We start from the raw sequence: 21,230 nt of genomic DNA, 5'->3' as shown, positions 1-21,230 counted from the left end.
AGGAAATGGGAATACATGTTTTTTTTGTGATTTATAGTTTTTATTACTCAGAGTCCCCTCGCTACGCTCGGGGTGACATGGAATTTCTGTTTCAGTGTTATTCGGTCACGATTCTCTCCAGCTTTTCGGAAGCGGCTATCTCCTTGCCGTTGCGGAATATTCTAAGCCCTTTTCCTTTGCCGTATTTTTCCCCGGTACGGTCCCATAAAATGGTCAGGTAATAGCCGTGGTACAGTACGTTATCCAGGCAGAACCAGTCCCATTTTTCTTCGGGGATCAGGGGGTTGATTTCTATTTTTTCATCGGCACGGGGCCTCAGGCCCACCAGCCCGGTAATGATAAGGTCATTAAAGGTGGAATGGTTGTAGTAACGGCTTCTTTCGCGGTCGCCCATCAGCCAGTAGCCGGTGGTTTCATCGAGATATTCGCCGATATACGGCCTGCCCCGGTAATACTGGCTTTCCACGTATAGGTTCATCAGTGTGAAATAGTCTTCCTGGTCTACGTATTCCTGCCGGTAATGGTTGAGCACATTGGCCATCGCCGTCATGGTCTGTGAAGTGGCAAAGGGCCATACGGCCCCGTCCCATTCGCAGGTTCCCGTTCCGTGTGTGCGGAACCTCGGGCTGCGCCGTTCGGCTGTGGTAAGGCCGAATGGTGCCAGGAAACCTTCTTCATCCTTTACCTGTTGCCATGCCGTCTCATAACCTTTCCCCTGTTCGGGAAGATTGAAATACCAGGGGATAAACCCTATGGCTTCTCGCACGTTTGCAGAGCTGTCGGCTTCCTTGTTTGTTTCAAAAAAACGATCGGCAGGGTTCCACAGTTTTTGCTGAACGAGCCTGCGGAGGGTATCGGCCTTGGCTTCATACAGGCCAACGAGTTCGGTCTCACCTTTCATTTCCGCCATTTTTGCAATGGCCCGGGCATTGCCAAACATATAGCTGTTGATCGTCGGCCTCGCGTTTTTTTCGTGGCGTGAGCCGCTGAGCGATTCTTCCATACCGTCTTTTACATCGTATTGCCAGAAGAGGCCGTCAGGGCGTCTCCTGTCGCCTTCCCAGGCTTTGTATTCATCTACAAGGTCGGGGAACATGTCCAGAAGGAATTCCTTATCCCCGTCTACCAGGTAACGGTCGTAGAGAGATGAAGCCGTCCAGCTGCTGAAGGACCGCAATTTGTTCATCCGGCCCCCGTCCTTTCCGCGATACCACAGGTGGACATTCTGGTCGAGATATTCGGGATTGTGCAGCCAGCGCAATTCGTGGATGTGATGCCCGAGGGCACAACTTATCAGGTTGTATTTGTCGGCATACGAACGTTCTACCAGGAATTCGGTGACGGCGTAACCCTGCGGTGTGTTTTTAATGTGCTTCCTGACGCTCCACCAGCGGTAGTAATACAGCTCCTCGAAATTGTCCTGCGGACATTCGAACAGCGGAATATTCGCTTTCATCCAGGTCCATGCACTGTCGTTGGGAATGGCCTGTTTAATGTTCTCATCTTCCATCCGGTTGAAATAGGTGGCATAATGTTCAAAATCACCTGCCTTCAGGATAGCCGGTTCTCTTTTTTCGGGATGGTTACAAGCTGCCAACGCGCATAGCAACAAAATGCAATAAAAGAAGTTCCGGAACCCGGTACGGTTACATCGAACGGAATCGGGATACTTTTGCCGATGAAACCCCTCGACTTCAGCCTGTCCTGAGTTTATCGAAGGGGTCGGGGTGACAGGGAAGTTTTGAAGTGATCTCTTTTTAAGAAATTCATTTATTTTTTCTCCGAATATGTTTTTCTCTTTCATCTTATCTTGCATAGAACGTATAGCTTTTACCCGCTTCCGTGGAAATGTCATACTCGTGATAGTCCGGAAGCTTTACCTTATTTAATTTCGACTTGTCGGAAACAAGGGGTTTCTTTATTTGCGGTGTTCGGAACAGCGGATTGGGGTTTTCTCCCCGGGCCTTTTTCAAACGGGTTCCTTTGAGCGCGGTTTCCGTTCTCAGCCTGAGGTTTCCTCCCTTGCGGGACCGTACGGTCACTTTCCGGAGTCTGCCGTTCTTCCACTCCATGCCGATCTCGAAGCTTCCCCTGGAGACCAGGCCTTTTATTTCGCCATCTTTCCATTCGGACGGCAGTGCGGGAAGGAGGTGAACGGCTCCATCGTGACTTTGCATCAGCATTTCGGCTATCCCTGCTGCACAACCAAAGTTACCGTCTATCTGGAACGGCGGGTGTGCGTCAAGCATATTGGGATAGGTTCCGCCGCCATCTTTATTTGTAATAACCAGGCTCAGCTGATCCTGTAAGAGTTTATAGGCATGATCGCCGTCCAGCAGTCTTGCCCAGAGGCATACTTTCCACCCCATGGACCAACCTGTGGATTTATCTCCGCGGAACAACAGCGAAGTTTTTGCGGCATCGAAAAGTTCGGGATTCCGGAAAGGTGAGATCTGGTTGCCGGGAAACAATCCGTAAAGGTGGGATACATGCCTGTGTTTATCTTCCGGATCATCCCAGTCGTTCATCCATTCCTGCAGCTGCCCGTATTGTCCCACCTGCATGGGGGCCAGTTTTTCTTTTGCGGTTTCCAGTTCCGCTATAAAGCCTTTATCCTGTGAAAGTATTCCGGCAGCTTCGGCAACATGGGTAAACAGGTCGAAAACAAGCTGGTTATCCATCGTGGTCCCGGCCGCTACGGATGCATTCCCCGCATGACTGTTCTCCGGTGAAATAGAGGGTACGACGACTAGCCAGCCGTGTTCGGGTTCGGGGACCATAAAGTCGAGGAAAAAACGGGCGGCTCCTTTCATGACAGGGTATATTTCCCGGAGATAGTTTTTGTCGCCCGTATAGAGATACCTTTCCCAAAGGTCCTGGCACAGCCATGCTCCCCCGCTGGGCCAGAGCCCGTATTTTGCGGCGTCTATGGGGCCTGTAAACCGCCAGATATCGGTGTTGTGATGCAAAACCCATCCGCGGGCGCCGTACATCATTCCAGCCGTTTCCTTTCCCGACTCACTGACTTCTTTGGCCAGCCGGATAAAGGGCTCGTGCATTTCCGAAAGGTTGGTGACCTCGGCAGGCCAGTAATTCATTTCGGCGTTGATGTTCACCGTGTATTTGCTTTCCCAGGGCGGGAATAGCATATCGTTCCATATGCCCTGCAAATTGGCAGGCTGGCCCCCGGGCTGTGAGCTGGAGATCAGCAAATACCTTCCATACTGGAAATACAACGTTGCCAGTCCGGGGTCGGATTGTTCCGAAAATTGTCTGATCCTTTGGTCGGTGGGCAGTTTATCGGCTTCGGTTGTTCCCAGGTCGAGGGATACCCTGTCCATGAATTTTCTGTAATATGCGGTATGTGCCGCCTGGATCTCGGAAAAGTCCTTTTTCAATGCTTTTTCCAGCAAGGTCCCGGCTTTTTGTTCTTCATCTACGGATAGTTCCCTGTAGTTTTTAAAATTCGTGGCTATCGAGATATACAGGGTGGCTTCATCGGCATTATCCAGGCTGATGATACCGTTTTTTACGGTCATGTTTCCGCCCTTGTGGGTGGCGGCCACTCTGCCCTGGAACTTTACTTTTCCGCCCTGTCCTTCAACGGTACTGGTAACCCCGGAAAGTACCAGCTGCTCGCCTTCGGTCCGCGGATCGGTATTGTCGAAAGGGCTGTTCATGGAGATGTTACAGGTAATGCTCCCGGGACGATCGGCGGTGAGCCTTACGGCCACCACATCATTTTCAAAAGCCGAAAGGGCTTCCCGTTTATACGTCACTCCGTCAACGGTGTATTGTACGGTAGCCGTTGCGTTCTCGATATTCAGGTCCCTGTAATAATCGGTGTAGCCGGAATGTCCCGGAAATGAGATATACAAACTCCCGAAGGTCTGGTAGGGCATGCCGTTGTTGGTTTTCGACATCATTTCGGCATCGGCAAGGGCCTCGGCTTCTTCGTATTTTCCCTCAAAGATCAGCCGACGTACTTCGGGCAGGGCCTTCAGGGCTTTATCATGGGCATTGTTGTTCGGCGACCCGGCCCAGATGGTCTCTTCATTCAGTTGCAGGCGTTCTATGGAAGGGTCGCCGAAGATCATGGCGCCCAGGCGGCCGTTACCGAGAGGGAGTGCTTCGTTCCAGTTGGATGCAGGGCGGTTGTACCATAGTTTTAGCGGAGTATTGGTGGATTGTGCCTGTAGTACGGTACATCCGAAATAAAGGGTTAGTGTTAGTAAAAATATTAGTTGTGATAATTTCATTGGTTTTTTATGGGTTTTTGATTGTTATTTCTTCGGGGGACACCCCTCTGTCTTTACTTCGGCTACGCTCAGTAACCGCAGCATCTCCCCTGGAGGGGAGAAGATTCTTCTTTTTATCTCTTTTTATCGCTTATTTTGTTTTCATGTTCTTTTCACCAAAAAGTTCGTATAGTTTGTCAATGTCTTTTAAAGCACGGGGCGGGAGTTTTTCTCCTTTGTTCCCGAATACTTTCAGGGTGTTCTCATCTTCTATCTTACAGCCGGATTCGTCGATCTCTCCTTCTTTGTTTTTTACCTTGTTTATATCCAGCCCCAGGTGTTCTGCCATAAAACGGTATACGGCCATTCTTTTTGAAGTACCGTAATCGTGTCCCTCACCGGGAAAATGGGCGTTCTTCACCCTGTTTTCTTTGTCATAAAAGCCGTAAATGCGCCGGACAAAAGGATATTCCAGGTCGGCCACGGTACGGGTCCAGTCCTTGCCGTCGGAAACGATGAGTTGCGGGCGGGGGGCTGCCATGGCTGCGATCTCGGCGTTGTTGGTCCCGTCGCCGCAAAGATGGACGGGCTGGCCGCTCTCGCACGGACAGCCTCCTGAAAAATGTGAAGAGACCATAACAACAGGGGCCGATACGGTTACGCGATCGTCCAGTGCGGTGAGGAACAGGGTATGCGATCCTCCTCCCGATCCCCCGGTAACGGCTATGCGGTCGGGATCGGCTTCGGGCAACGACAGGAGGTAATCCAGCAGACGCATGCCGTCCAGCACCTGTACGGTGGCTGCAATACTGTTCCAGTGGTAACCGGGGAATTGCAGTTCGGACTCTCCCCATCCGAACAGGTCGTAACCGACCACTATAGCGCCCATTCTGGCCAGGGTAGCGCTTCGTACCTGCTGGCTTTCCCTGTACCTTCCCTCACTGAAGTGTCCGTTAGGGCATACGATCACCGGGTGTTTTCCTTTCAGCGGGTAGGGTTTATATACGGACCCCGTGGCAAAAACGCCGGGCAGGATCTCCAGGCCTATGTTCTCCACGCTGTAACCTTTGTATATGCGCTTTTCAGTGAGTATGGGTTTTGTTCCGGGTGCGGGCGGGGCCTTGTCGAGCCAAAGCACGCTGTTCATACAATTTTTCAGGGAACCCCTTCGCTGCTCCCAGCTTTCCCGGTCGTTGTAAAGGGTTTCGAGGTAACTTAGCCGTTCTTTCCCGATCTTCGGGTAACGCCGCGGGTATTCGAATTTTCTTATGGTGTACACGGAATCGGATTCCTTGAAAAACGTAAGGTCGAACGGGGCCAGGATATTGGTCAGTGATATTTCGGGATTGCCGTAGCGGATGCGCCAGTCGGCATAATCCAGGGTCTTGTCTTTCAGCAGGTCTTTTTTGTCCTCAACCTTTATTCCGAAGATGCGTTCTATTTTACGGATGGTTTGGGTTACGGGTTTATTGTAGCGGGTGTCGGAGTTTTGGGATAAGGCCGGGGTACAACAGAAAGTTAGAGCTAACAGGAACATTATGACATCCCTCCCCGGCCCTCCCTTCTCCCGATAGCTATCGGGAGGGAGGGAGAGTATCGGCTTCGTATTTTCCGAAGAGTATTTATTGTTTTCTATATGTTGCATTTGCTACAATTTATGACTTACCAAAGTGACATTGACACTTTTAATCATTCTTCTCCTTCTGTACAGTCGGGGTGTCTTTACCGCCGACCCCTCGACTGCGCTCGGGGTGACCGTTATTACATTCTATTTTATAAATTCCCGATCCCAGTCTGAAAACGGGGGATTTACTGTCTTTTTCGATATCCGGTACCAGGTCTGAATTGTTCAAGGCCTTACCGTTCAATACAACCTCAGCGTTTTTACTGACCGGAAGTTTTATCGTGGCCGTGGTATTGGCGGGGATCTCAAACGTAAACCTCAGCTTGTCTCCTTCCTTGCTCCATTCGGAACGTATGTTGCCGTAAACGGATTTGTAAGAGGCTTTGACATGAGTCATATCTCCCACTGTCCGGGGCTGAAGGAAAAAATGTCTGAACCCGGGGTTTTGCTTATCAGGGACAATCCCGGCCAGGCTCTGGTAGAACCATTCTTCGATCTGGCCCATCATAAAGTGGTTGAGGGAATTGCCTTTACGCGGGTCCCACTGCTCGGTGAGAGTGGTCAACCCGAACTTGATCTGGAAACCATAACCGGGGGTATCGTAATGGTTGTGTAATTTATACATAATGTCGTTTTGACCATTTCTTGCGAGTACCTGATAAAGATAACGATTTCCCACGTCCCCGGTGGTAAGGCGGTATCCTCTTTTCTTTATATCTGCGAGAAGATTGTCCAATACCGCATCCCTGTATTCGGGTTCTGTGATCTCCATAAACAGGGGGACGGCATTGCTGAACTGGCTTCCGGTACCGTATTGTCTGGTCTCTTTATCGAAAAATTCCCGGTTAAAAGCTGCCCGGATGTTTTCCGTCAGGGTTTCATATTTTGATACGTCTTCTTTTTTATCCAGCAGGCGGGCTGCTTTGGCTACCAGTTTTGCTCCCATAAAATAATGAGATGTAGCCGAGAGGGCTATGGGACTGTTCTTCGAATATCCCGCCGGGTGCTCGCCATAGTCGTACCAGTCGCCGAGGCCGTGAGATACAATGTGGTTTTCGGATGTGGAGGTCAGGTAATCCACATACTTTTTCATCACATCGTAGTATTTTTCTATGAGGGACGGATCGCCGTAATATTCATAATACATCCACGGCAGGACCACCCCGGCCACTCCCCATTCGGGGGAATCCGTGAAATCCCCACCAAAGACGATATACTCGGGAGCGATATTGGGGATGAGGCCATTCTCCCGCTGGGCATCGGCTATATCCTGCATGATCTTGGGAATAAAATTTTGCAGCCGGTAATTGTAAAGCAGGCCGGGGCCGTTAAGATGGGTCTCTTCAAGCCAGCCGAGCTTTTCCCGGTGCGGGCAGTCGGTAAACACGCTGTGAAAATTGCTTTTTACGGCATTATTTATCAATTCATGGGTGCGGTTAAAAATATCATTGGAACATTCAAAACTCCCGGCATTCCCGGCGGAATTATAGACAAAAAGGGATTTGACTTCCGATACAACGGGCCGGTTTTTATCTTTAACTTCCCTGTAATTTGCACCTTCCAACTGAATGTACTGAAAACCGTAATAACTGAACCGCGGCTGCCAGGTCTCTTCTTCCCTGCCTTTAAGCGTGTATTCGTAATAATAGGGTTTCCCGGAGCCGCCCTGTGCCACGGTACCGTCGTCCTTTAATGATTCGCCTACCCATATCCGGATGGTCTGTCCTTTTTTGCCTTTTACTTTTATCGCGGGAAAACCGGAGAGGTTCTGCCCCATGTCAAGGACGTATGTTCCGGGCCGGGGTTCATCGGTATGTTTAACCGTATATTCTTCTAAAGTTTTTACAGGCGGAGCGGTCTGTGCTCTTAATTTTCCTTTCGGGGATTCCTGTACCACTACGGGTTTCCATTTGCTATCCTCAAACCCGGGACGGTCCCATCCTGGCTGTTCGAGCCTGGCATCGTAATCTTCCCCTCCGAAAATACTGTTGAATACCACAGGACTACGGGCATATTTCCAGGAACTGTCGGAACGGACGGTCTCTTCCGTCCCGTCTTCGTATTGTATTTTCATTTTCAGGAAGAGTGTGGGCGGGCCAAAACTCACAAAGAATTTGGAATAGCGTCCTCCCAGCGTATTGTACATGCCGTTGCCCAGCATTACGCCGATAGCGTTCTCTCCCTGATTTAGCTTATCTTTGACATCATAAATGTTGTAATACACGGTTTTATCATAATCAGACCATAAAGGGGCGAACTCACTGTCACCTATTTTCTCCCCATTGACAGTGAGTTCGTATTGCCCCAATCCACTTATGAAAACCATAGCATGTTTTATCTTTTTTCGTGCAGAAAATGCCTTTCGCAACATGATGCTCCTGTATGACATGGAGTCGGCGGCGGCAATGATGGAGTCCCTTTTTTCGCGTTTGAAGGTCGGGGTATGGTATTTCCTTCCTTCGGGCAGGTGGCTGTTTTCCCTGCGGATGGCCCCGATCCACCGGGCATCGAGTTCTTCTTTTCCGGGGGCCGTAAACCATGAGTTTATTTCGCTCCAGGGCGAAGTATTTCCGTGATTGTCGGTTACACGAACCTTCCAGAAATACCTTTTCCCTCTTTTCAGTGCCTTTCCTTTATAGGAAATCCACTGGCTTTCCCCGGATCCCACTTCCCTGCTGTCCCAGATATCGGCTTCTCCTTCCCGGAGTCCGGCTTTTGACGAAGCTACCTGTATATGGTAAGTTTCCTGTTGTATATTATATCCTTCCGATTCCAGTTGCCAGCCCAATCGCGGTTGTTCTGCAGTTATGCCCACGGGGTTGACCGCTGCTTCACAGGTCAGGTGAACTGCCTTTATGGGAATGCGCTTATTTTCACTGCATCCTGAAATAAGAAGAATGAGTGATATCCATGTGATAATATGTCTGTAAAATGTTTTCATTAATCTATACTGTCAGTTCGGAGCGCAATCGAAACGCTTCGCTCAACCGAGACCCCTCGACTGCGCTCGGGGTGACAGGGGCATTACTATTTATTAATTTCTTCCATAATCTTCCGTAATCAATGAACCTATATAAAATGCAGCTTCCGGGATCTGTTTCCCGGTAGCGGGCAGGTCGTCGTAATTATCGGCCGGAGTGTCCGGAGTGGGGAAATGACGCTGCTCGCCGGTACGGAACATGATGCGTTCAAAGGCGCTCACCGGGGCATAGAAAATACGTGTGTGTTTTTCTTCTCCGTTGATCTTCATGGCATAGGATCGCGTAGCTACGTCGAGTTTTATTTCGATGTGATAGTCTTTCCCGGCTTCGTATTCAAGCAATTTTTTAAAGCGTGCCCCGGCCTTTAGTTTTAAAATACCGTCCCGGTCGAAAATAAGCCGGACCGCAGGCAGTCCTTTCCTGTTCTGAAATTCCACCTGCAATATGCCGTGATGGTTTTGTGCTGGCTGTACGGTAAAGGAGGCCTTCAGTTTTTTTGTGGACGGGATCACCCGTTCCGCCCGGGCGTAGTCGAACGGGTCCTTGTCTTTCAGGGCAAGCCACTTTTTGTTGCCTTCTCTTTTTTCTATCCTTACGGGCGCCTGTACAAGATCGTAAATATTCCAGCGTTTCAGTTCTTCCCCGTCGGGCAGTTGGTCAAAAACGTCATTGGCGTGTTTTTCCACCTTTCCGGTAACGGGGACAGGTACGGAGGCTACCCAGATATCTTCCTTGTTCATGCTGTAGGTCACCCAAAGGTCTCCGCCGGGGGGTGTGCCGTTACCTTCCAGGATACCCCGGACGTACTGCGGGCCGTAGGACTTGTAGTTCCCGCCGTAGCGCATGGTACTTATTTCACCATGAACCAGTAAGAGGTCTTTATACGTCAGCCCGTCGTCACTTGTGGATATACCAAGTGGCCAGCGGTATTCGGACGGGTTGTATACTGTGGCGAACCTGCCGTCGGAGGTTTTTTGTCCCCATATCTTGGCATTGCTGTTTACAAAACCGGGGGCGCGGACGGGATGGTATTCCCAGCTTTTTCCTCCGTCCTTACTTATGGAAGTGAGTGCGTGTTTCCAGAGGCCCACGACCCTGCCGTCATCAAGATGATAATAACTGAAGGCCTTAAACTGTTTTTTAAGCGGGATAAGCGGATCGTCCCTGTCAGCTTCCTCCACCCATTGCTGCATCATCAGGGGTTTCGACAGGAGTTCGTCACAGGCTTTTACAAATCCTTTGTCCTCACTTTCCTTATAAAAGGGAAATTCTGATTTGGACTGATCCCAGGTCTTATTGTAGCGGATAAAATAAATAGGGCCAAAACTTCCGTCCTTATAGATCTCCCGCACTGCTCTTCCGATGCCTTTACCGTCGTTGGGATCGTCCTTTTCGTCCATGGCAATACCGTAGTAGGCCAGGGTTAACAACCTTCCGTCTGAGGCGACATAGAACCCCATGCGCTGGTGCATTACGGCGTCGAGATTTTTGGCCACACCCTCGCGGCCTTCTTTTTTCCATCCGTCGGGTATACGGTATACGGGGAAAAGGACTTCGGGTTTGCTCCAGTCCTTCCCGTTTTCCGATGTCATCAAAAGCGTCTGGCCGGGCGGTACGTGTTCACTTACCGGATCGCTCAGGTATTGTACGAAGTAAGTATTGTTCCAGTAAGCCATATTGGGGGCGTGATTGTAGGTCCAGCCAAAACTGTCGGCCGTTTCCGGGTGTTCCCTGCTGGCCCGCATGATCTGCCGGGCGTGTACACCTACCGCAGGACTTAACTGCCCGTGGTGATAATCGATATTGGACAGCGTTTTGCCTGTGTAGTGTACGGTATCCTGTGCTTTCCTTATCTCCCTGCTCTTCGCCTTCAGTGTTTCCAGTACTTCCGCAGATACGGTGCTTATGGTTCCGTGTTTGTGGCCTTCGGGAAGGCTTATTTTATCGTTTATACCTTCAAATGTCCTGAAATCCGAAGTACGTACCGCGCCATAGTTCTTGTCCTTATAATTGTCAAAATAGATCAGCCATTTCCCGTCTTTTTTCAATACTGTGGGGCCTTCGGTAAGGAATCCCGTAAAAGGTTCGGAAATATTTTCGAAAGGCCCCAGAGGTGATTTGCCAAAGGCCACTTTCAGGTTGCGCATGGGGCGGGTATTGTCTTTGAGTACAAGAGCATAATCGTCTTTCTTCCGCTTTACGATCACGGCATCTATAACGCTGAAACCGGGGTCGAGAAAGAGTTTTGTTTCTGAGAAACTCCGGAAATCCTTCGTGGTCACATAATACATGCGGTGGTTGTTGTCTTCTGCTTCCTCTCCTTTTTCAAAGCGGTGCGGTATGGTGGATGCCCAGATGATGATAAAACGGTCTTCTTCATCGTCGTAAAACAGTTCGGGCGCCCAGACATTTACGGTCTCGGGCTCGTGTTCCATAACCGGGATGAACTTTTGTTCGGACCAGTGCACCAGGTCTTCGGAACTGGCATATCCGAAGCCGCTACCACCTTTCCAGTCGGTGGTCCAAACCATGTGATAGGTGCCGTCGGGACCTTGGGTTATGGATGGGTCGCGCATAATACCGCTTTTGCCCACTCCGGGTTCCAGGTAGGGGCCGCCAAGGTCTTCCCAGTGGTAGCCGTCTGTGCTATAGGCCAGGTAAAGCCCGTCTGTTGCGGGTTCACGGAAGGAAGTGAAGATGTATATTTCATCGTCTTTTCCCGTGGTGCAGGAAAAGAGGAATAACAGTAGTAACAGGCTGTATATCGGTCGGTTCATTCGGTATCAGGTGGTTTTTTGTTTTTTTTTATGGTGTTTTTTCTTTCGCTCTCCCTCTGTCTTCGACATCTCCGGGGAAAGTCAACTTTTATGATTTTATAGCTGACGTGGGGACACCCCTCTGCCTGCGGCATCTCCCCTAAAGGGGAGAAATTTTTCATCTTTTATACATTAACTTCGGCTGAGTTCAGGATATCATATCGACTCATTATCACATTGGCACATTGGCCAATTATCAAATTTAAACCGAGGTTAAAATGAGTATCCAGTCGTTTCCTTCTTCTTTTTCGCCGGGGGGATCGAATTCCTGTTTTCCTTTGTTCGGGAATGTTCCTATCTTTTCCGTATTTCCGTTACGGGGATCGAACCAGGAGGCTTCCACTTCATTGCCCTGTATTTTTCCCATGTTTACCGTGATATTTCTTCCGTTATAGGTGTATACCAGGGCGTAGTCCTCTCCTCTTGTCGCTGTCTGGTAATCGTATTTTTCACCCTGACCGGCTATGAGTGACTGATCGGGAATGCGTTCGAAATAGGGGTATTTCAGCATGAGCTGTCTGATGTATTTCATCTGCCCGGCACCGGGATCGTCAATGGCATCGGTCCAGTATTTTTTGTTCCCGTAGGCCGATCCCTCGTCTACCGGACGGTGCATCTGCATGACGGAACTGTGCCCGTAGGTAAACCCGGCCGCCCCGGCGAACACCGACCAGTAGGCATACCGCCTGACGTCCCTGGCTTTCCAGAAGGGCTGGGTGGTGTCGTGCAGGCCCTGGGGGATGCCTTCATAGGAGGGTTCGCCGTCCAGCGTGGGTTTTACAGGGTCCAGGTTGTAATCGACTTCCACGTAACGCCAGTTATCTTCTCCGAAGCCTTTTTCGCTGTCGTCCTGGTCGTACCGCCTGTGCCCGGACTGGAACATATTGAAATCCATCCACGATTCGTCGTGAAACCAGTCGGACGACTGTGTCCGGCCCCGGGGATGGAAGGTGACCAGTTTTTCCGGGTTATTTTCTTTCAGGGTCTTTCCGAGGGTATTCCACACTTCGGTATATTCATTGCCGAAGGTATCGCCTCCGTTGAGCCAGATGACGTTACTCCGGTCTTTATAGCGCCCGGCCAGGAAACGGGCGTATTCCCGGGCTTCTTCCTCGCTTACCTTCCCGGACTTCACATTGGAACCCCAGACGGGCACCAGGGCCATGTACAGCCCTTTCTTTCCGGCACTTTCCACAATGTAGTCCACATGGTCCCAGAAATCGTATTCCTTTTCGTTCTCAAAACGGTTTCCTGGCGTGGTTACGGGTTCCGCCACATTTTCTTTTACCAATGCGGTATCGCCATATACATTAACGGCGTCGAGGGAATGTAAGGTCATTACCTGTATGACATTGAACCCTTTTTCCTTACGGTCTTCGAGATAGGCGTCGGCTTCTTCGCGCTTCAGTTTGTTGAACAGCAGCCAGGCGGTATCGCCCAGCCAGAAGAAGGGTTTTCCGTCTTCGGTGGTGAAATAGCGGTGGTTATCCGAGATCTTTAACCGGGTAATGGCCCTGGTTTCTTCTTTTGTTTCCGCATTGTCTGTTGCCGCTTCCTGTTTTTTTTCTCTTTTGCACGACAAGAGGGTTACTATCAGCAGCGCTACAAGTAATGGATATGTACAGCTATGTTTTTTATTCATTTTATCCGTGGTTTATTACAGCATTAATTTTGATGCCTCCCGGATGTTCCTGCTGAATTCGAATGGTCTTTGCAGGAACATCAGTAACAAAGCGGGACCTCTCGACTGCGCTCGAGGTGACAGCGTCATCTTATTTCAGGTTTTTATTACAAATACAATTTGTCCGGTTTTAAGAGCATTGATCTGCTGTGTTTCGCCTCCCCGTATCGTGTTTTTTTCCATGATCTCGCCATTATCCGGGTTTATCCTGTAAACTTCGAACTTACCTTTATAATTACTTAAATCGAGTTGAACCCCATCTTTCTCCCTGAAACAGAACAAATAACGCTCTCCCGGTTTTTCCAGCCTCCAGGGGCCTTCGCCTTTTTCATCGGCTATCTGCATTCCGGGAAGTGCCTTGTAGAACTCCGGCAGGTCTATTTCGGGGATGGCGGGCAGGGAGCCTCCGGCCATGAGCACGGCCCATCCGAACCTTCCGGCAGCATGGGTGGAATAGATCACTGCCTTACCGGGGTATTTTAAGCGGTATTCCCTTACCGCCCGGTAAACCTGCTCTGCCGTTTCTTTTCCGGTATCCGTTTTGCGGGCATGTTGCCTGGGAGCAAGGTGTTTTCCTCCTTCGGGGGCATAGGCACTTCCGTCTTCCTTATAGTGCCAGTACCGGATGTCTATGATATCTACTGTTTTTGACCGTTTCGGGTCTTTGAGGATGGCATCCTGGACATCTTTTGTAGCACTGAGGCCTATCAGGGCATTATTTGCGGTTTCCTTTTCCCAATGCTTTATGACATCCAGCCAGAATTGCATGAAATGGAGCGGTCCGGTGTATTCGGCACTGGTCAGGTGGATGACATTGGTGTTTTCTGCAAAATTTTCCAGTCCTTTCCGGATGTATTGTTTGTGCAGTTTTTTCCTTACCGGATGCGTGGTGTCGTAGAACTGTTTTGCCAGGAATATGCGTTTGTCCCCGGCATAGGGCGGTGGTTCGGGGAATCCGGTATTATTGATGTTGTTTGCCGGCCGCCAGGGGGAATCGGCCCAATGTGCCCCGGCTTCCAGGATGTTGTGCTGAAAATACTGCTGGTGGACGAGGAGCCTGACTTCGGTTTCGGCCTTGTCGGCAAATGTTTTCAGGCGCGACCAGTACCAGTGATTGTATCTGGTAAGGTCGTATTTGCTAAGCCTGTCCCAGGCTTCGCCCTGTCCGCTTCTTGCAAAAGGCTGTTCGTAAAAAGGGGGCCAGACTTCGTCATCGATACGCCGTACACGCTCGTGGTCGTCCCTTCTCCTTTCGTACCAGAGGCCGTAATTGTGTTCAATGGCAGCTATATTCCTGTCTTTCATGTATTCCACCACCTCATCGAGGTTGTCGGTATATCCTAATCCGGTGTATCCGGGCACAAACCGGGTGATGTGCGGCCGGGCCCTTTCGACCTCCCGCTTTCTGAGGCTGCCTCTCCACCAGGGAACATCGGTCCGGGAGCCGGTGACCAGTTTTCCGTTGGATACGATCCTGCCGTTCATTATGGTTATTTTTTGAGGTGAGGGCGACTGTTCATGATCGGTATTCCGGTTGATATCGTCTATACTTTTTACTTTTTGATGGCCTGCAGGAATGGGATTACGGAAAGACGCCCTATCGATCCATTCCTTCAATTCCATCGGGCTTTTTCCGGCCAGGGCCGTAAGGGCTTCGGCCTGTTCCGGGGTGGGACTGGTAGACGGCTCGGTGCCCAGTTCCATCAGGAAAGGATCAAACGGAAGTGCTCCCAGTCTTTCCTCCAGTTGAGTGTAATACAGGCTTCTCGGCGATATATGACTGTTTACCTCCTTCCAGTAACCATTGCCCGAAAACTGTCCCCATACGCCAAAAGCCCAGTTCCGGGACATGGGAGGGCTGTAGCATTCCATTTTGGAAGCGGAACTTTCCCATATTACGCTGTTGGCAGCGCCCCACCCGGCGCCCTGCCCGGCCTGTTCCCGGTTTTTCAGGCTCAGGGCATCGCCGTCTATGGTCACCACGTCAAACAATACCCCGGAGGCCCAACTGCCTATCGCTCCGCTGAAATTGTACGGCAGGCGGGCATAACATTGTACAAAGGCATTGGGCCCGGCCGTACCGTAGCCTCCCACGGCAAAATCGTGGTAGCCGTATTCGGAATAACAGCGCTGGAAGAGCGTTTGCTGCCCTTCGGTATAAAAGGTATAGCGCCGGGCACCGCCTGTTTCGGAAACAGGTTCGAGGGATTTACAGTCTTCTACGGTGATCCGTTTTACGGTAGCATGTAATTTTACCGCTCCTCCCGCAAAATGTTTGAAGGTGACCTGTCTCACCCAGCTATCTTCTGCATTTTCTATAATAACACCGAACCAGCGGTGGTCTTCGTCTTTTTTATTGCCGGTGTCGTATTCGGAAACCATTTGCAGGTTTTCCACCCCGGTCTGCCTGATCCTACCGGGCCATGAATACGGAATCACCTCCGTGGGGCCATAAGCGAAATCCAAAGTCATGGTAAGTGGAACTTCAAATCGTACCCTGTTACCCTTAATCTCCGTTATTTCCCTGTCCCAGCTGATGTCGAAGCTTTCCGGTTTCCAGCCTATCCAGCCGGTCTCCCCGCCGAATTCTTCCATGTTCAGCGCTTTTATCCACCGGGAAGTGGGTTGCCTCCGGATCACTATTCTGTCTCCCGTTTTCAGCTTATGTCCGCCTGCCACATTTAATTCCACGGCATTTACGGGAACATAGGCATCCGTAACGGGCAGTGTATCGCCATATTTGCGGTTGTCTGTACCTTTTATCCTTATCAGGGGTTCCCTGGTCTTTCCCCTGCCCAGCAGTACGGTTCCTCCCTTGCTGTTACCGCTTCCCCTGAGGATCACCCCGGAGTGCTTCATATAGAGTGTTCCCGCTACGGAGTAAATTCCCTTATCGAGCAGAACGGCTCCTTTTATGCCGTTTTTTCCGGGTTTAAGCTGCCCGACATAGTCCAGTGCCGCCTGTATCCTGGCCGTGGCATCTCCTTCCCTGGAGGGCACGACCACTTTTATGGGAACATCGGGTATGGGGACTTCCGATGCCATATATCCGCAATGGGAAAAATCGGGGACGCGATTGCCTTTTTCATCCGAAGTGTATATGAGCTTTGAATTTTCTCCTTTCCGGATATCCGGATATTTTACCTGGGCACATAGGGTAAAACAGATGAAAAAACAGGATGAAAAAATGACAGGCCATCCCCGAAGTTTTATTTTTGTTTGTATTCCCATGTTTGGTTATTGGGTTATTGGGTTATTCGGTTACTTAGTTATTAGGTTTTTAAAGGTTTTAAGTTACTGTTTTTTGATTGCAGCGGGTTTGGGGACATTTGACACCCCTCTGCCTTCGGCATCTCCCCTTACTTCGACTTTGCTCAGCACAGGCAAGGGGAGAAGTTACTATCCTTTTGACTTTGTTTGATAATTTGATAAAAACGGCAGCAGAACGCCGGCAGACGGGAAACATACCGTACTGCCAACGATCTTTTGCCTACACAACTAACTACTAACTCAAATCACCATTCTCTACTGGTTATCTGCTTTTCTTGCTCTTATTCTTTTTTGCCATTCCTCGCCTGCTTTTTTAAGGTCATAACCTTCTGCAGAGAGGTAATTATTGATCTTACCCTTGTATTTTCCGAACCAGCCGTGCTTTTCTTTGGACGATCCTGCGTCCATGGCATGTTCCCTGGCTTCGGTAAGATATTTCAGGATCGTGTCTTTTTGCGTTTGGGTCAGGTCGGGCAACATGTCGAGAAAAGCGTTGTAGGTTTTGGGTGCTACTCCATAGGTCATACCGTCCTTTACCCCGGTTACCTGTTCGGGAGTTAACTCCTTCGATAATTTTTTTATGTATTTCCGATGCAGTCTTTTAATGGATTTCGAAGCTTTTTTCCTTAGCTTTTCTATCGCTTTTTCTTTTACCATATCGCTTTCGGAACTCTTTCCTATGGCTTCAACAGACTCGTCTCTTCCATCCTGAATTGTACTCAGGTCCCTGTATTGTTGTGCAATAATATCTCTTACCCGCATCTGCTTTTCCGCATCGTTTATCCCGAGGGTCTCAACGATTTTGGCTGCCCGTTCATTAGTGACTTTTATATAGGCTTCATCGTGTTTTTTCTGGGCTGTGATTACGTTTAAAAACAGCAAACAGCTTATCAAAAACACGCCCCCGGTCCACTTTTTTACATTTTTCCCAAACATAAACTTATGGTTAAAATAATAAATCATAAAAAACTAATTAACAATTTTATACAAATTGGAATAAACGTTTTGTTTATCCGTAATTCGGACTACTCATTGTGCTATTATTGCAGCAATCCGTTAGACCAGTCCTTCAACGTATCCCTGTTGTTTTTAAGGTCTGTCCAATCCACTTTTTCGGTCGGGTCGATACCGTTGAAATACTTTTCAATATTAGTATATCCGTCACCATTGATATCGCCATTGGCATCGGAAGGATCGTCGGGATCGAGGCCGTATTTTTTCTCCCATTTGTCGGGTATGCCGTCACCGTCGGAATCCTTATAGGGTTTTCCTTTATATTCCGGATACCCTCCTACCTGCTCAATATTCATAATAATTCCTTTTTTATAGGAGTCTGCGGGGAGCCTTCTTTTTACATATTCTTTCCCGGTGTCCGTTTCCAGTCTGTCGGAATACTCGATTTTTCCGGTACGCACCTGCCTGATTATCCTTTTGTCTACCGGATCTCTTTCGGGCAATGTGGCCCCGGCATTTTCCAGCACGTATTCATAAGCCTCTTTGGCAGACATGAGGGTGTAAAAAGGAACATCGAAAGGACGGTTCTGTTTCATATAGGCGAAGTGTTCTTTCCATTCGCCTTCCGGCGATCCGCCCAACTGTACCCCGCCATTCCAGTTGTCCCGGCTCACTTCGGGGTTTCCTTCCACAAAGTTTCCGCTGATATAGGCGCGGCCATAGGTTTTCGGGTCCAGCCAGCCGGATTCGGGTTTCAGGATACGGTGTCTTACATCATCGTCCGGGGTAATCGGGCCGGGTTTGTAATAGTTATTGATAATGTTGTACATGGACCGGTAATCCCCGCCGTCTACCGAGCGGTTCCACCAGTTGAACAGCACATTATTGACAAAGGTGAAATCGCCATACATTCCTATGGAGGGGTTTCTGCCTACATTATCGGCCCACAAATTCCTGAGAAACGAACTGTGCATTCCCCCGATGGTGCTTCCGAAAGCGTGATTGTAGGTATCCAGTCCTTCCGAGGAGATCGAATTCTGAATGGTAATATTGGCCGTCGGAAGTTTTTGCCGGTCGGAGTTCTCATTGGGCCTGAACATGTTCCTGTACATCGACATGTTTTCATCCAGTCCCCAGCTTACCGAGCAGTGATCTATGATTATATTGCCCATCGGGCTTCCCCCGAGAGCATCGTCTCTCCGGGTAACATCGGTTTCTCCCCTTCTGAAGCGCATATGCCTGATGATGACATCGTGCGTATCTACCTTAAAGGTCTCCCCGGCCACACATACACCGTCTCCCGGTGCGGTCTGTCCGGCTATGGTGATATAAGGGGCCCTGACGCTAATGGGTGTCTTCAGCCTGATAATTCCCGATATGTTAAAAACCACGGTCCGGGCTCCCCCGGCCTCGCAGGCCTCGCGTAATGTTCCCGGGCCGCTGTCCTTTAAACTGGTCACCACGTATATTTTACCTCCCCTTCCGCCGGACGTAAAGGCCCCGCCGCCCTCGGCCCCGGGGAATGCCGGGATATCGGCTTTTATAAAATCGCCGGGATGTGACCCCCAGACCACATAGGGTTTGCCTGCTGCCCTTTCCTTTTTGATGACGGGGAATACTTCCTTTTCCCACTTTTCGACCAGCCTCTTTTCTTCGGCCTGCATCCTGGCATCGGTCCTTGCCTGTTCATCATCGGGGATTTCGGGATACTGTGCACGGGCCTGAAAAGCCGTAAATACAGAACATACTACTATCGAAACAATTCTTAAATTCATCTGTCCGCTTTTACCGATCTTTTAATCATCACTACCTGCTCCTGCCGGGCAGTAACCGTTAATGATCAAAATAATCATTGTTTTGTGCTCGATATACACCGTTTTTTTACTTTTTATACCTGGCCAATCCTTTTTTTAATTCGGCCAGTGTATCCCTGTTATTTTCGGGATCTTTCCAATCTACTTTCTTTTCGGGATCAATTCCGTTGATATATTTTTCTATATTGGTATACCCGTCACCATTGATATCACCATTGGCGTCGGAAGGGTCATTCGGATCGAGCCCGTATTTTTTCTCCCATTTATCGGGCATACCGTCCTTATCGGAATCCTTGTATGGTTTTCCCTTATATTCGGGATACCCTCCAACTTGTGCAATATCTGTTATGATGCCCTTTTTATAAGAATCGGCAGGGAGCCTTCTGTGTTCGAACTGGTAAAAGGAACCGGGATCGAGCCCTTTTACATATTCGGGTTTTCCCGTTCTTACGGTCCGCACTACACGTTCATCCACAGGATCCCTTTTCGGGAGTGTTGCCCCTGCGTTGTTCAGTACGTATTCATAGGATTCTTTTACAGGCATTATTTTCTTCAGCCAGGGCATGGGAAGCGGGGACCTCGCCTTCATGTAGGGAAAATACTCCTTTGCATCTTCATAGGGCATCAGTTCACCGTCCTTGCCTTCTATCTGAATCCCTCCGGCCCAGTTGTCCCGGGTTACCCGTGTATTCCCTTCCACGATATTGCCATCGACATAAGCTCTTCCGAACACCAGAGTATCCAGGTCGCTTCTTCCGGATTCCGGTTTTAAGATGCGGTGACTTACCGGTTGATCCAGGGGCGTTACGGGACCGGGTTTATAGTAATTGTTGATGATATTGTACTTGGCCTTGTAATCTCCCCCGTCGGTAGTGCGGTGTTTCCAGTTGAACACTATGTTGTTCACAAAATTAAAGATACCGTTCCAGCCGATGGAAGGGTTACGCCCGGCATTGTTTGCCCATAAATTGCGCATAAAGGAGCAGTTCTCACCGCCCAGGGTACTTCCGAAGGAATGGTTATAGGTGTCGAGGGCTTCGGAAAAGATACTGTTCTGAATGGTGATGTTCACCGTTGGCATTTTTTCCGCTTTGTAGTCGGCCCCGGGCTCGTACATATGGCGGTAGATGGACATGTTCTCATCGAGGCCCCAACTGGCAGAAACGTGGTCTATAATAATATTTCCTACCGGATTCCCTCCTATGGCATCGTCCCTTCGGCCCACAAAGGTTTCTCCCCTGCGGAAACGCATGTGGCGTATCACCACATCGTGAGTATCGATCCACACGGTTTCACCGGCTATGCAAACCCCGTCCCCGGGAGCAGTCTGCCCGGCAATGGTGAGGTAAGGTGCACGGATAATGAGCGGGCGTTTTATTTTAATGATCCCTGCCACATTGAAGACAATGATCCGGGCTCCTCCCTGTTCACAGGCCCATCGCAGGCTTCCGGGACCGCTGTCGTTGAGATTGGTCACCGTGAGCACTTTTCCTCCGCGGCCCCCGAAGCTGTACATGCCTCCGCCTTCTGCCCCGGGAAAAGCCGGGATATCTGCCTGCGGCAGGTCGTCCGGACGAAAGGCCCACGGAATATAGGGTTTACCTTCTTCGGCCTCTTTTTTTACTATGGGCCAGGCCTTTTCCCAGGCTTCATCAGAGTGCTGGTATGCTTCCTCCTTGATCCTTTTTTCTTTTGCCCTGTCTTCTTCTGTCAAATCCGGGTACTGGGCAAAGGCTGCAAGGAAAAAGACCATAAACAATGATGATAATGCAATTTTTTTCCGGGTCATAATTCGTTTTTTATATTTATGTTTTACTTTAAATAATATATTTCAATAGGTTAAATATAAAAT

10 protein-coding genes are annotated in these 21,230 nt (G+C 49.6%); all 10 read right to left on the bottom strand.

What is annotated here, in order from left to right:
* Positions 1-97: 97 nt before the first annotated feature.
* Entirely contained in the window at positions 98-1,816 is a 1,719-nt protein-coding gene (locus LS482_RS19055) for an MGH1-like glycoside hydrolase domain-containing protein (protein WP_233029106.1), read from the bottom strand.
* A complete protein-coding gene (locus LS482_RS19050) occupies positions 1,806-4,259 on the bottom strand; it encodes a glycoside hydrolase family 95 protein (RefSeq protein WP_233029105.1) in 2,454 nt (817 codons plus the stop codon). The genes LS482_RS19055 and LS482_RS19050 overlap by 11 nt, the downstream gene beginning before the upstream one ends.
* 130 nt (positions 4,260-4,389) lie before the next feature.
* Complete coding sequence (locus LS482_RS19045) at positions 4,390-5,883, bottom strand: alpha/beta hydrolase family protein (protein ID WP_233029104.1); 1,494 nt, start codon at positions 5,881-5,883, stop codon at positions 4,390-4,392.
* Between the two features lie 40 nt (positions 5,884-5,923).
* Entirely contained in the window at positions 5,924-8,803 is a 2,880-nt protein-coding gene (locus LS482_RS19040; RefSeq protein ID WP_233029103.1) for a glycoside hydrolase family 78 protein, read from the bottom strand.
* Between the two features lie 93 nt (positions 8,804-8,896).
* A complete protein-coding gene (locus tag LS482_RS19035; protein WP_233029102.1) occupies positions 8,897-11,620 on the bottom strand; it encodes an exo-alpha-sialidase in 2,724 nt (907 codons plus the stop codon).
* Positions 11,621-11,861: 241 nt separating this feature from the next.
* Entirely contained in the window at positions 11,862-13,301 is a 1,440-nt protein-coding gene (locus LS482_RS19030; protein ID WP_233029101.1) for a glycoside hydrolase family 140 protein, read from the bottom strand.
* Between the two features lie 135 nt (positions 13,302-13,436).
* Complete coding sequence (locus tag LS482_RS19025) at positions 13,437-16,571, bottom strand: DUF6298 domain-containing protein (protein WP_233029100.1); 3,135 nt, start codon at positions 16,569-16,571, stop codon at positions 13,437-13,439.
* A 294-nt stretch (positions 16,572-16,865) separates the two neighbouring features.
* Entirely contained in the window at positions 16,866-17,546 is a 681-nt protein-coding gene (locus LS482_RS19020) for a DUF3826 domain-containing protein (protein ID WP_233029099.1), read from the bottom strand.
* Between the two features lie 104 nt (positions 17,547-17,650).
* Complete coding sequence (locus LS482_RS19015) at positions 17,651-19,339, bottom strand: polysaccharide lyase (protein WP_233029098.1); 1,689 nt, start codon at positions 19,337-19,339, stop codon at positions 17,651-17,653.
* A gap of 106 nt (positions 19,340-19,445) precedes the next feature.
* Complete coding sequence (locus tag LS482_RS19010; RefSeq protein WP_233029097.1) at positions 19,446-21,167, bottom strand: polysaccharide lyase; 1,722 nt, start codon at positions 21,165-21,167, stop codon at positions 19,446-19,448.
* Positions 21,168-21,230: the final 63 nt, after the last annotated feature.

Source organism: Sinomicrobium kalidii (assembly GCF_021183825.1).
GTDB lineage: Bacteria > Bacteroidota > Bacteroidia > Flavobacteriales > Flavobacteriaceae > Sinomicrobium > Sinomicrobium kalidii.
This window is presented reverse-complemented; position numbering and strand designations above follow the sequence as displayed.